At 49.4% G+C, this 12,690-nt stretch carries 10 protein-coding genes and 3 tRNA genes; 1 reads left to right on the top strand and 12 read right to left on the bottom strand.

What is annotated here, in order from left to right:
* Positions 1 to 14 precede the first annotated feature (14 nt).
* The 11 genes from QOS01_RS04105 to metE form a co-directional block, all read right to left on the bottom strand.
* Positions 15 to 1,259 (bottom strand): carboxylate--amine ligase, encoded by a 1,245-nt coding sequence (locus tag QOS01_RS04105; RefSeq protein WP_047766924.1) that lies wholly within the window; start codon positions 1,257 to 1,259, stop codon positions 15 to 17.
* 45 nt (positions 1,260 to 1,304) lie between these two features.
* On the bottom strand, positions 1,305 to 2,705 hold the full coding sequence (locus QOS01_RS04100) for an MFS transporter (protein ID WP_283621217.1): 1,401 nt from the start codon (positions 2,703 to 2,705) through the stop codon (positions 1,305 to 1,307).
* A 100-nt stretch (positions 2,706 to 2,805) separates the two neighbouring features.
* On the bottom strand, positions 2,806 to 3,453 hold the full coding sequence (locus tag QOS01_RS04095) for a hypothetical protein (RefSeq protein WP_283621216.1): 648 nt from the start codon (positions 3,451 to 3,453) through the stop codon (positions 2,806 to 2,808).
* 72 nt (positions 3,454 to 3,525) lie between these two features.
* Positions 3,526 to 3,597 (bottom strand) — tRNA-Gln (locus tag QOS01_RS04090).
* Between the two features lie 11 nt (positions 3,598 to 3,608).
* Positions 3,609 to 3,691: transfer RNA gene (locus QOS01_RS04085), tRNA-Tyr, on the bottom strand.
* Positions 3,692 to 3,840: 149 nt separating this feature from the next.
* The gene (locus QOS01_RS04080; protein ID WP_047766918.1) at positions 3,841 to 5,340 is read right to left on the bottom strand and encodes a peptide MFS transporter; all 1,500 of its coding nucleotides are present in this window, start codon (positions 5,338 to 5,340) and stop codon (positions 3,841 to 3,843) included.
* Between the two features lie 319 nt (positions 5,341 to 5,659).
* A tRNA-Asn gene (locus QOS01_RS04075) sits at positions 5,660 to 5,732 on the bottom strand.
* An 86-nt stretch (positions 5,733 to 5,818) separates the two neighbouring features.
* Complete coding sequence (locus tag QOS01_RS04070) at positions 5,819 to 6,571, bottom strand: sulfite exporter TauE/SafE family protein (RefSeq protein ID WP_056962164.1); 753 nt, start codon at positions 6,569 to 6,571, stop codon at positions 5,819 to 5,821.
* Between the two features lie 95 nt (positions 6,572 to 6,666).
* Entirely contained in the window at positions 6,667 to 7,536 is an 870-nt protein-coding gene (locus QOS01_RS04065; protein WP_047766914.1) for a bifunctional 5,10-methylenetetrahydrofolate dehydrogenase/5,10-methenyltetrahydrofolate cyclohydrolase, read from the bottom strand.
* Positions 7,536 to 8,393: a methylenetetrahydrofolate reductase [NAD(P)H] gene (metF, locus tag QOS01_RS04060; protein WP_047766912.1), complete on the bottom strand. Its 858-nt coding sequence runs from the start codon at positions 8,391 to 8,393 to the stop codon at positions 7,536 to 7,538. The genes QOS01_RS04065 and metF overlap by 1 nt, the downstream gene beginning before the upstream one ends.
* A complete protein-coding gene (metE, locus tag QOS01_RS04055; RefSeq protein ID WP_283621215.1) occupies positions 8,394 to 10,661 on the bottom strand; it encodes a 5-methyltetrahydropteroyltriglutamate--homocysteine S-methyltransferase in 2,268 nt (755 codons plus the stop codon).
* 123 nt (positions 10,662 to 10,784) lie between these two features.
* Here metE and QOS01_RS04050 point away from each other — a divergent pair, with 123 nt between their 5' ends.
* Positions 10,785 to 11,717, top strand: coding sequence for a LysR family transcriptional regulator (locus QOS01_RS04050; protein WP_283621214.1), 933 nt, complete (start codon positions 10,785 to 10,787; stop codon positions 11,715 to 11,717).
* 99 nt (positions 11,718 to 11,816) lie between these two features.
* On the opposite strand, the gene QOS01_RS10790 is transcribed toward QOS01_RS04050, so the two are convergent.
* Positions 11,817 to 12,578: a hypothetical protein gene (locus QOS01_RS10790; protein WP_408612456.1), complete on the bottom strand. Its 762-nt coding sequence runs from the start codon at positions 12,576 to 12,578 to the stop codon at positions 11,817 to 11,819.
* Positions 12,579 to 12,690 lie beyond the last annotated feature (112 nt).

Raw genomic sequence — 12,690 nt, 5'->3', positions numbered from 1 at the left:
TCCTTTAATACTACCTATTTCTTTTCAACAAAGTACTTGGCAAAGTTCTTTTGTGAAACGGCGTTGATCCGCTTTTCGAGAATCCACCGCATCAGGTTCATATCCTTGGCGTAGTGGTAAGTGGTCCCATAACGGCCTTCTTTAATCAGCTTTTCTGCCTGCTTTTTAATCTCATTATTCTTGGCGTATTGCAGGAAGGTCTTCTTGGAAACACCAAGCCACAGCTTGTACTTCTTTGGATCCTGGTTGGCGTAAATTGTCTTGGCATCCTTCAGTGTATCAAATACGTAATCTTCAACCGGGAACGTTGCCAGCTGGTGGTCATTTAGGGAAACGAAGAAGCTACTCCGTCCCTGCCGTGGGTTTAGATCAAAAACCTTAAACTGACCATCGCGGCGGTCATACTTCAAGTCGAAGTTTACGAAGCCAGTGAAGCCCACTTGCTCCAAGAAGTGCTTGATGTTTTGGTAGATTTTTTCGTCATAGGCCGGCATGATGGCGACATAATTACCAACATTAGAGGGTTCACATTCCTCCAGCAGGGGGTGCCCCAGGCTCATCAACTTCACTTGGTGGTCCTTACCCACGTAGCAGTTGATTGTCCGCATGTTGCTGTCGTCACCAGGAATAAACTCCTGTAAAATCAGGTCCCCCTTGTATGGGCTGTGTTCGTAGATTGTTTCTAAAACCTCCGCCAGGCGGGCGGCGTCGTTAATGATGTAGGCCTTTTCGTAACCGGCAAAGTTCCCCTTATGCCACTGCACTGCATCAGCAGCCTTGAGGGCAACCGGGAACTCAAACGGCGACTGGTAGTTCTTGTAGTCCGTCTCGGGAGTCAGGATATCGGTCTTCGGGTATGGCAGGCCGTATTGCTCACAGACATTGTAGAATTCTTCCTTATTAGTCAGCTTGGCAACGGACTCGTAGTCGGCGTATGGGCAGGCCATGTACTTAGAAAGTTCACTGCGGTTCTTGCTGACTAACTCGGTGTAGTCATCCCCACAGCTGATCAGGACAACCTTCTTCCCCTGGGCAATGTACTGCTTTGCGGCCCCGATCAGGGTCTTAGTAAATACTTCCGGCTTCTGCAGATCCGGGTTAAAGTGCAGGTCAACGATCTTTGAGAACCGGGTCGGTGCCAGCTCTGCTCGGGCATACAGGTGTGACTTCACCCCATACTTTTCATACATTGACCGGGCCATCCCGTAAGCGTTAAAGTCGCTTCCTAAAATCAGCGGAACAAATGGTTGTTCGCTCACTTTATCTCACTCCCTCTTCATAAACTAGTCTTATTATCCAAGCTCCTATTTTACCATACTTTTTCCCTGCTTTTGCAGGCGGTAGTTAACAATGATTGCACAAAGGACAACCGCCGCCAGAACCGTCAGGAAGATGTAGTCCACCCGGCCCCCGGCATAGGTCCGACTGGCCAAGCTTCCCGTCCCGTTGTTCTGGAAAACGGCCAAGACGGCGGCCAAGAAGACCGTCCCCAGGGAACCGGCAAACTGCTGGACCATGTTGAAGATCGAATTAACGTCAGCACTGTTGCGGGCATCCACTAAGACCGTGGCGTTGGAAATCGTATTCCCGAAGGCAAAGTTAAAGCCAATCCGCAAAACCAGGAAGAAGGCCATGATCAAAAATGGTGTTAGCTGGGCCTGGAGGAATGCGAAGCAAGCGGCCCCAATCACGAGGAGGGCGCCCCCAAAGGTTACCGGTTTGGCAAAGCCCTGGTTATCTGCCAGACGACCGGCAAAGGGTGCAATGAAGGCCCCACATACCGACCCTGGTAGCAGGACCAGGCCAGCAATCGTGGATGATGCTCCCAGGACATACTGGGCATACAGGGGAATTACCAATGAAATCCCGATATTGATGAACTGCAGACTAAAGTAGGTCAAAGTCGACAGGCGGAGCGGCTTTACCCGAAAGACCCGTAAATCAAAGAGCTGTGATTCCCCATGGTTATTGATGTAGATAAAGACGGCTAAAGCGATGACTGCAACCACTAACCAGGCCGCCAGCGGCCAGCCAATCCCGGCCCGGCCAATCGTCGAAAAGGCATAAACAAATGAGAAGAGGGCCACGGCTAAACTGATCAAGCTACCGTAGCTAAAGCGCTTCGTGTTTCCTAACGGTGTATTGCGAATAAAGCACTGAACAAGGACCAGACTTACCAGGACAAAAGGTAGCAAGAGCCAGAAGATCAGCCGCCAGGAAGTGACTTCTGAGATCCACCCACCGTACGTTGGGCCTAGTGCCGGAGCAAACGAGATCACCATCCCGGCAAAGCCCGTCGTCGCACCGAGACGGGCACGGGGAATTTCCGTAAAGATAAGGTGGAACAAGATTGGGGTGGATAACCCCGTGGCCATTGCCTGGATGAGCCGCCCCACCAGCAGCATTGGGAAATTCAGGGCCATGGCGCACAGCAAGTCACCAAAAGTGAAGGCCAAGACAGCCGCCAGCTGGAGGTGCTTGGCCTTAAACTGCCGAAGCAGGTAGGCCGTCGTCCCCATCGTCACCGTCACCATCAAAAGGTAGCCGGTTGTGATCCACTGGATGGTATCCAAAGAGACCGCAAACTGCCGGGACAGCTTTGGGTAGGTAACGTTCATTGAAGTTTCGTTTAAAATGCCGATAAACGTTAAGAGTGCCAGAGAAATAATTGCTAAATAGATGTGGTTATGTTTATTCTGATTCAAGTTTTCGCCCCCTAAAAATAAAAAGGCCATGGCGATTGCTCCGCCACAGCCACTAAATAACATTGTTAGTTATACCAGATTTTCTTTCCTGCCGTCAATATCATTTTTGCTGGCTCAGTTGGGTCAGCCATTCCCGGGTCGGCTGGTCTAAAGCCGGGTCCGGTGTGTACGGCAGTGGTCCGAGGAGTGCTTTGACTTTCGCCCAGTCTAAGTGGCCAGCGGGGCAAATGGTCGTCATTAGCATCTGGGCCAGTTGTTTTTGCTTAGCACCAGCTGACTGGTGTTGGTTCACCAGACTTATGGCAGCAACTTTTTGAGCCAGGAGTTGAGCAACCGCCCTTCCTAGCTCGGCCGTTGTAAGCTGATTTTTGACCAATAACTGCTTGGTCAGTGGTACCGCGGGGACCTCCTTTACCAGGAACTTCTGTAACAAGGCCCAATTATCCACGATTTGCTTAAAGAATTGCCAGGGAACCTGGGCATTTACTTTCTTAAGCCGGGCAGGGACAATTTTACTAAGGTCTCCGTTTTCACCAATCAGGGCCCCACCAATTTCAATCAGGAAGCGCTGGGTGCTTTCCTGAGCAACCTTGGGAACCCGCTTCTTGGCCGTTAATGCAAAGCGCACCACTAGAAAGTCCGTCAGCTGGTCATCAGCGATGGTTGCCCCGCTCGCGTGGCGTTTAGCCTTAAAGTTATTTAGCTGCTTAACCCGTGTTGATTTGGCAAAGTGCCCCTGTTTTGGCATCTTAAGATCTCTCCTTTGCAAACTAAAAGGACCGAAGAAAAACAGAAGCTTTTCTCCAGTCCTCATAAACAGTTGGGCTAGCTGGATTCGAACCAGCGCATGACGGTACCAAAAACCGTTGCCTTACCGCTTGGCTATAGCCCAATAATAAAAAGTGGAGGAGAGTGGATTCGAACCACCGAACCCGAAGGAACGGTTTTACAGACCGTCGCGTTTAACCAGACTTCGCTACTCCTCCATCAACGTTAAACTGATTGGTAATCAATCAACGTTTATTATAATACCTAATCTTGCTATCAAATGCAAGACCTTTTTTAAATTTCTCTGGAAAAGAAAATGAGAACCAACACTCTCCGGCATTAGTTCTCATTTTGATTTCTATTTAACTTAGTCAACCCCGCCCATCAGACGGTGGATCTTCTTAACGAAGAACATCAGGATAATCCCGAAGACGATACTTACCAAACCAATGGTCAGGAAGTATGGAACTTCCGTTGAGGATGAGTAGAACTTAACAATCTGGGCGTTAACCGCTTGGGCAGCAGCATCGGCCAGGAACCACATACTCATCATCTGGGACTTAAAGGCCTTTGGTGCTAACCGGGTCGTAACGGCCAGGCCAATTGGCGAGATCAGCATTTCACCAATTTCAACAATAAACCAGGAGCCGACCAGCCAGAATGGGGAAACCCGTCCGGCAGTCGTACCGTGGATCAGGGCTGGCAGGGCCATGAAGGCGTAAGACAAACCAGCGAATACCAACCCGGCAGCAAACTTACCAGGAGCACTTGGTTGGTTCTTCCAGTGGTCCCAAAGGGTAACAAAGACCGGCGTCAGGATCATGATGAACAGGGGGTTCAGCGTCTGGAAGTTAGCAGCGGCAAAATGCCAGCCACCAATGTGTAAGATGGTCCGTTGTTCGGCAAAGAGGGCCAAAACAACTGAACCAGATTCTTCAATTGCCCAGAAGATAACGGCAGCGATGAACAGCGGGATGTAGGCTAATACCCGGGAGTGCTCTTCTTTCGTTACCTTCTTGGAGTTCAGCATCATTACGAAGTAGTAGATTGGCAGTGCAATGGCGATAATCGTGATCAACGTGATGATGTTAGTGATGTTCAGTTGACCAAGGGCGGCCAAGAGACCCAGGATAATTACCAAGGCTACCACCCCAACCAACGTCCAGATCAGGACCGGACGCAGGTCGTCCTTTTCGATTGGGTCGTCGGGGTAAAGACTATCCTTAGATAAGTACTTCCGACCACCGATGACGTATTGAATCAGGCCAAAGAACATCCCAATTGCAGCCAGTGAGAACCCGGCATGGAAGTTCATTTCGCCATGGAAGAGGTTCATGCCAAAGCCGTTTGCGGCCCACGGAACAGCCCATGGAGCAACCGCAGCCCCCAGGTTAATCCCGAAGACGAACATACTGAAACCAGAGTCACGACGCCGGTCTTCAGCACTGTACAGGCCCCCGACCATTTCGGAAACGTTAGGCTTCAGTAAACCGGTCCCAATCACGATCAAGGCGATTGAAACGTACAGTGCTGAGATCCCAAACGGCAGTGACAGGGCGATGTGCCCGAACATAATCAGGACACCACCGATGAAAACTGTCCGCCGTGGTCCCCAAACACGGTCTGATAACCAGCCACCGACAACCCCGGAAAGGTAAACCAGTGATCCGTAGATTGACATGATTGAAGCGGCCGTGGCCTGGTCCATGCCCAGACCACCCTTAGTTACCGCATAGTACATGTAGAACAGCAGGATGGCCCGCATCCCGTAGTAACTAAACCGTTCCCACATTTCGGTGAAGAACAGCGTGGATAGCCCCCGTGGTTGCCCAAAGAAGGCGGTATCCACATTTCTCTCTTTACTCATACTATTCCTCCAAAATCAATATAAATAAGATCAAATTACATACTCATTCCAAAAGATTAAAATTTATTTTTAAAAATTCAGAATATATTAATTATATACGTGTCCCTGGAAGTCGTCAATCAAAATCTGAGTTTTTAATGAGAAAAAGGCCTTGTTTGTGGGAATTCGACGGAACTTTTTTAATAAATCATTTAAAATATAAACTACTTTCCACCGTTTGCTTAATATTATTAAGAATAAGGAAGCAGTTCTTATGATTTTAAAATAATTTTCTTTAGAAAAGAAAAAGAACCCGCCAAAAAGCAGGTTCTTAATATAGCTCCGGCAGTCAGACTCGAACTGACGACAACCTGATTAACAGTCAGGTGCTCTACCAACTGAGCTATGCCGGAATAACGTTGTTAAAAACAACCAATGCTTAAATTATATCGCAACCCTTTCCCACCGTCAAGGGATGGCTGAATAAAAATTTTCTCGCCTAAACGGCCCGGTAAAATAGCCAGCCGGATAAGACAATGGCGCCAAGGGCCACGACCGACTTCATTACCCCTTGCTGAACCCGGCGGACAATCTTGGGTCCCAGGTAGCCCCCCATCAAGAAACCGACGGCTAAAGGAACAATATCCGCCCACAAAATAGTCGTCTTGAGGGCGTAAACCACCATTGAAACCAGGTTGGCAAAGGCCATTACCAGGTTCTTAATCGCGTTGTACTCCTTAAACGGTGCCCCGGAGATCACGTTAAGGATGGCCAACATCAGGACCCCCGATGCGGCACCAAAGTATCCCGAATACAAGCCAACAAAAAAGATTGCGCACCAGGCAACCACGGTTTGCCACGAACGGTGGTCACCGCTCAGGTGGTTTGTCCGCCGTGGCAAAAGAACGAGTACCGCCGACAGGAGGATAAAGAAGGGGGCAATCAGGGCAAAGTCCTTTTCCGGAAAAGTGAAGAGCATAAGGGCCCCAACAATGCAGCCAGCTAAGGTTAGCGGCGTTACCTTGAGGACCTCACCCCAGTGGTCCCGCAGCTCACCGCGCGATGAGGCTACCGCGCCGATTCCGGAGAAAACCATCGCAAAAGTCCCGGTCACGTTAGCTGCTACTGGGGATAGGCCCACGGCAATTAGTCCCGGATAGCAGACCAATGAGGCTAGTCCAGCCGCAGACGCTACGACCCCGGAAAAGAAGCCAATTACAATTAATACGATTATGAATGCCAGTCCCGTCATTGTTGCGACTTCCCCCTTCCCACTTGATTATACTCCCCTATCAAAAAAGAGGCTGGCGAGAAAGCACTTTCTCCCAGTCTCTACTTATTACAATTTTATCCCACTAAATACTGCCCTGCTGCTCGCCGCCACTCGGCAAGGTCAATCGCCTGGCTCATCAAAGCGGCCACCGTCATCGGGCCCACGCCACCAGGTACGGGCGTAATAAGCCGGGCCTTAGGAAGGACACTAATATAATCAACATCCCCCACCAACTTTCCGGATGACAAGCGATTGATGCCCACGTCAATCACCGTCGACCCCACCTTGATATCAGAAGCTTTAATCAAACTGGGCACACCAGCTGCGACAATCAGTATATCGGCTTGTCTCGTCAGTTCTGACCGGTTCTTAGTGTGGCGGCCAACAAAAGTGACGGTGGCATTCCGGTTATTTAACAGTGCCAGCATGGGTTTTCCCACCAGGAGGCTCCTCCCCACGATCACCACGTTCGCGCCTTCTAAAGGAACCTGGTAGCGGTCAAGCAAGTCCATGATTCCTCGTGGGGTGCAGGCCACCGGGTAATGTCCCCCTTGCTTAGCGAACAGGCGTCCCAGATTAAGTGGGTGCAATCCATCCACGTCCTTGGCGGGGTCAATTGCGTTGACAATCTCTTCATTATTTAACTGCCCTGGTAAGGGTTCCTGGACCAGGATTGCATCAACCTGGTCATCCTGGTTTAACCGACGGACCTGCCGGAGAACCGTTGCCTGGTCAACGTCCGCTGGGAAATGGTACAGGGTTGAGGCAATGCCGAGCTTTTGGGCAAGACGGTGCTTGGTGCGAGTGTAAATCCTGCTGGCGGGGTCATTGCCAACAAGGATAACCGCAATTCCCGGTGTGACCTGGCGTGCTTTTAACGTCGCTACCCGTTGCTTGCTCTTTGCATTTATTTCCCGGGCAATTTTTCGACCATCAATGATCATCACTTCGCCCCCTCACACTGTACTTGGAAAAGGGAACCAATATTTTGCTTAATCTGCCGGGCGGTGTCCGCCTGATTCATCGTGTAGAGGTGAACCCCGGCAACGTCATTGGTCACCAGGTCGACAATCTGATCAATTGCGTAAGTAATTCCCGCTTGCTTTAAGGCCTGAGGGTGGTCCCGGTATTTTGCCAGAATGTTTTTAAACTTTTCCGGTACCGCCACCGCGCTGGTTCGTAAGATGCGGTTGGCTTGCCGCTCGTTTACAATCGGCATAACTCCAGCAATGATGGGCACCTCAATCCCTGCGACAGCACATAGTTCACGAAAGCGATAAAAGCACTGATTATCCAGAAAAAGTTGGGTAATTATCTGGTCACACCCTGCGGCCACCTTTAATCGCAAATGCTGAATTTCATCAACCATGTTTAACGATTCGGGGTGTTTTTCAGGGTAGCAGGCTCCCGTAATTTGAAAGTCCGGGTAATTTTGGCGGATATAGGCAATTAGGTCACTGGCATGGGTAAAATCGTTCTTTTTCTGTAGGTTAGGACGTTCATCCCCCCGTAAAACCAGCACCCGGTTAACGTGGTAAGCCCGCAGTTGCTCCAGGATCCGGTCCACATCCGCTTTGCTAAGGTACCAGGCCGGTAGGTGGGCCATTGCGGGCACCTGGCACTGATTTTGCACATAGTCCGCGACCTTGACCGTCTCCTTGGCAAGCTGGCTTGTTTTACTGCTGCAAGTGACGCTAATGAAGGCGGGGTCGAGGTCCTGCAGTTCCGCCAGGACCTGGCTAAGGTGGTCAATTCCCACCTGTGAGTTCGGTGGAAAGACTTCATACGATAAAGTTGTCATCTAATCCCCCTCCTCTTTCAAGTGCCGACGGACTGCGCGCGTGGCCGCAATTACATTGGTCAGGCTGGCCTTAGTTTCTTTTACGCCCCTGGTTTTAAGGCCACAGTCGGGGTTAATCCATACTTTGGGCGCGGCAATCTTAGCCAGAATGCGGTTGATGGTTGCTTCCACTTCGTCAACGGACGGAATCCGCGGAGAGTGAATATCATAGACTCCCGGCCCCACTTCGGTTTCAAAGTGTTGCTTCTTGAGTGCGTCGAGGATCTCCAAGTTTGAGCGCGAAGCCTCAAAAGAAATCACGTCGGCATCCATAGCATCAATTGCCGGGATAATATCGGAAAACTCGCTGTAACACATGTGGGTGTGAATCTGGGTCTCCGGCTTCACCTTGCTGTGAACTAGGCGGAAAGCGGGGATTGCCCAATTCAGGTATTCTGAATACCAGTCGGACTTCCGCAACGGTAGCTTCTCACGGAGGGCCGCCTCGTCAATCTGGATAATCTTGATACCGTTGGCTTCGAGGTGGAGAACCTCCCCCTGGATGGCCAATGCCAGCTGAAGGGTAGATTCTTTTAGACTAATATCCTCCCGAGGGAATGACCAGTTAAGAATGGTAACTGGTCCCGTCAGCATCCCCTTCACCAGTTTCTTGGTTTGACTTTGGGCGTACTTGGACCACTTGATGGTGATTGGGTGACGACGTTTAACGTCTCCCCAAATAATTGGCGGCTTTACGCAGCGGGTTCCGTATGACTGAACCCAAGCGTTTTTCGAGAAGAGGTATCCCGAAAGGTGCTGGCCAAAGTACTCCACCATGTCGTTACGTTCGAATTCCCCGTGAACCAGGACGTCCAGGCCAACCTCTTCCTGCCATTTCAACCAGTCATCAATCTTGCCCTTGATAAAGTCATCATATTGTTCCTGGTCGATTTCGTGACGGCGGAACTGACGTCGAACACTCCGGACTTCCTTGGTCTGGGGGAAGGAACCAATCGTGGTGGTCGGCAAAAGTGGCAAGTTGAATTCCTTCTTCTGGATTTTCTCCCGAACCTTACGGGCAGGCTGGCGAATAAAATCTTCTTCCTTTAAGCTGGCAATTTTAGCGTGTAGCTCAGCATCTTCTTGAACCCGCGGTTTAGCAAACAACGCTTGGTTAGCGGTGAGTTGCTCCTTGGCCTGGCCCCCATAAATTGCGGCAATGTCCTTGAGCTCACCCAGTTTCTCCACGGCAAATGCAAAGTGCTCCTTAACCGCTGGTGCAAAGTTTTCGTTTGCAACGGTGATTGGCACGTGAAGAAGGGAGCAGGACGTGTTGACCACAATATTCTTGGCCTGGGTCTCTTGCAGCCGGGCCAGGCTCTTAGCGTAGTTATTCCGCCAAATGTTTTTCCCGTTTACAACTCCAGCAAACAAAACCTTGTCATCTGGGAAGTTGCCACTGACAAGCTGGCGTGTTTGCTTTCCCTCTACGAAATCAAGGCCAAGCCCATCAAACGGTAAGCTTATTAGGTCGTTATAAACGTCACGGACGTCTCCAAAGTAGGTTTGGCAAAGGACCTTTAATTTACCCTTAGCAGCCAGCAGTGGCCGGTAAATGTCGTTGAATAATTGTTGGTCTGCCGCGGTGAGGTCCTTAACCAGGGATGGTTCATCAAGTTGAATCCACTGGGCCCCAGCGGCGGCAAGCCTTTCAAAGACTGCCTGGTAGGCCGCCACCGCATCGTTAACAAAGTCCGCGGCGGTAACGTTCTGGTACTCACTCAATTTTAGTAGGGTGAAGGGCCCCACCAGCACTGGGCGGGTAATGATACCAAGGTCTTTAGCCTCTGCAAATTCCTTGAAAATCTTGTCACCGCTTAGCTTAAATTGAGTATCCTGGTTAAGTTGTGGAACCAAGTAGTGGTAGTTCGTGTTGAACCACTTCTTCATCGGCCAGGCCAGCACGTTCCCCTCCTTGCCCTGGTAACCCCGGGCGAGGGCGAAGTACTTATCTAACGGGGAGAAAGGCAGGGCCTGAACATTTTGGGGAACCAAATTGAACAAGAAGGCGGCATCGAGCGTCTGGTCATAGTAAGAAAAGTCGTTGCTCGGGATTTCGTCAATTCCCGCCCGAACGAGAAGCTCCCAGTTGTGCTTACGAAGCTTTCGGGACGTTTCTTGCAGTTCGGCTTGGCTGATTTTATTTTTGAAGTACTTTTCAGTGGCAAATTTCAGTTCGCGCTTCTCGCCAATCCGGGGGAAGCCAATAATTGTGGTTGCTGTCATCATTCATCCATCTCTTTCGTTTTTATTTGTCTAATAATCTAACATGGATCATCGTTATTGAATAACTGTTAAATATTTGAACTGGATATAGGAAATACTTATAATGCTAGAAAAGGAGATGAGCCGATGCGAATTAAGCAACTAGAATACTTAGAAGCGGTAATTGAGACGGGGTCCATTAATGAGGCCGCCAAACGGCTTTACCTTACCCAGCCGAGCCTCTCCAGTGCCATCAAGGATCTTGAAAAAGAGATGGGAATCACGATTCTGCAAAGGAGTAACGCTGGTGTCCGGCTGACTGCTGACGGGCGCGAATTCATGAACTATGCCAAGCAGATTCTGGACCAGGTCCACTTGCTCGATGACCGCTTTAAAAAGCAGCAACCCCTTCACCAGTCTTTTGCCGTTTCGGCACAGCACTACGCATTTGTCGTTAATGCCTTCGTAGAGTTGCTCAAGAAAATCAACGCACCAACCTACAAGTTCACCCTGCGTGAGACCGAAACGGAAAACATTTTTAATGACCTCCGCACCTTTAAGAGCGAACTGGGGGTACTTTATATTAATAATTTCAACCGCCGCATCATTGATAAACTACTCACGGAAAATGGCTTGATATTCACCCCGCTCTTTGTGGCCCAACCGCACGTCTTTTTGAGCCGCTATACCCCCCTCGCCAAGCGTCATTCAATTAAGCTTGATGATTTGACGGACCTCCCCTACCTCTCCTTTGAACAGGGCGATAATAACTCCTTTTACTTTTCAGAAGAGATCCAATCAACCCTGAGTCACAAGAAGGAAATCAAGGTTAGTGACCGGGCCACTATTTTCAACCTGATGGTCGGCCTGAACGGCTACACCATCAGTTCCGGAATCATCAGCAGCAAGCTCAATGACGATAAAATTGTTGCCATCCCCTTGAAGCTTGACGATCCCATTACCATCGGAATTGTCCACCACCAGCACACCGTTATCAGCCAGCTTGGGCAAGAATATATCCAACTGCTGAAAAACCACATTCGCGACTATGGCTTTAAAATTATTGGTGAAGATGAATAATACAAAAGGCGCGGACCACTGTATCCTGGTGGTCCGCGCCTCTTAGTTCTAAGGCTATATTTAATACTAATTTATTTATTAATTGGGGTCACTTTGAATTTACTTGTTGTAACGCTTATCTAAAGCAGCAAGCCCGAACATTGTCAATAATGAACCAAGGTATAAACCAACAACAGCATTCTTATTACCAGTTTGCGGTAAATGGCCATCATTATTGTCTGCACGATGATTTTGATCTGCTGTTGGGGTAACATTACCTGGCTTATCACTTGGGTTATCTGTTGGATTGTTGGTACCCGGCTTATCACTCGGATTATCCGTTGGATTGTTGGTACCTGGCTTGTCACTCGGATTATCCGTTGGATTGTTGGTACCTGGCTTATCACTTGGGTTATCCGTTGGATTGTTGGTACCTGGCTTATCACTTGGGTTATCCGTTGGGTTATTAGTACCTGGCTTATCACTTGGGTTATCCGTTGGGTTATTAGTACCTGGCTTGTCGCTCGGGTTATCCGTTGGGTTGTTGGTGCCTGGCTTATCACTCGGGTTATCCGTTGGGTTATTAGTACCCGGTTCATCAGCTGCCTGGTGTGGCTTCAGGTTTAAGCCACTACTCCGGTTAATATTTGTCCAGTCGACCGGCTTACCCCATTCACCAGGTAGCGCAGCGCTATTTGCAGCATTCTGGTCAAGGACACCTAACATGCTGTCATTACGACTGGAATCATCCCAGATCCAATCACCTTGATTAGTAGCCCGTGCCAGAACCGTTGTTGTGTCATCTGGATTAATTTGAACCAAGAAACTTGGTGCCCAGGTAGCATAATTACCTTCTCCAGAAGCAAAGTCCTTGGTAAGCACACCATAACGACACGTCTATAAATTGTCAGCAGGAGCTCCTATACTGAAATCATCAGTAAGGAGGTCTTCTTTATGGAAGAAAAGCATGACATTGTAGCTTCAAAATTTTCAA

Source organism: Limosilactobacillus avium (assembly GCF_947381485.1).
GTDB classification, from domain to species: Bacteria; Bacillota; Bacilli; order Lactobacillales; family Lactobacillaceae; genus Limosilactobacillus; species Limosilactobacillus avium.
Note: the sequence above shows the minus strand (reverse complement) of the source record. Positions and strands in the feature narration are given on the sequence as shown.

Coding starts and splice junctions, on each gene's coding strand:
- QOS01_RS04095 (WP_283621216.1), bottom strand. CDS start 3,453: ATGCCAAAACAGGGGCACTTTGCCAAATCAACACGGGTTAAGCAGCTA.
- QOS01_RS04080 (WP_047766918.1), bottom strand. CDS start 5,340: ATGAGTAAAGAGAGAAATGTGGATACCGCCTTCTTTGGGCAACCACGG.
- QOS01_RS04070 (WP_056962164.1), bottom strand. CDS start 6,571: ATGACGGGACTGGCATTCATAATCGTATTAATTGTAATTGGCTTCTTT.
- QOS01_RS04065 (WP_047766914.1), bottom strand. CDS start 7,536: ATGATCATTGATGGTCGAAAAATTGCCCGGGAAATAAATGCAAAGAGC.
- metF (WP_047766912.1), bottom strand. CDS start 8,393: ATGACAACTTTATCGTATGAAGTCTTTCCACCGAACTCACAGGTGGGA.
- metE (WP_283621215.1), bottom strand. CDS start 10,661: ATGATGACAGCAACCACAATTATTGGCTTCCCCCGGATTGGCGAGAAG.
- QOS01_RS04050 (WP_283621214.1), top strand. CDS start 10,785: ATGCGAATTAAGCAACTAGAATACTTAGAAGCGGTAATTGAGACGGGG.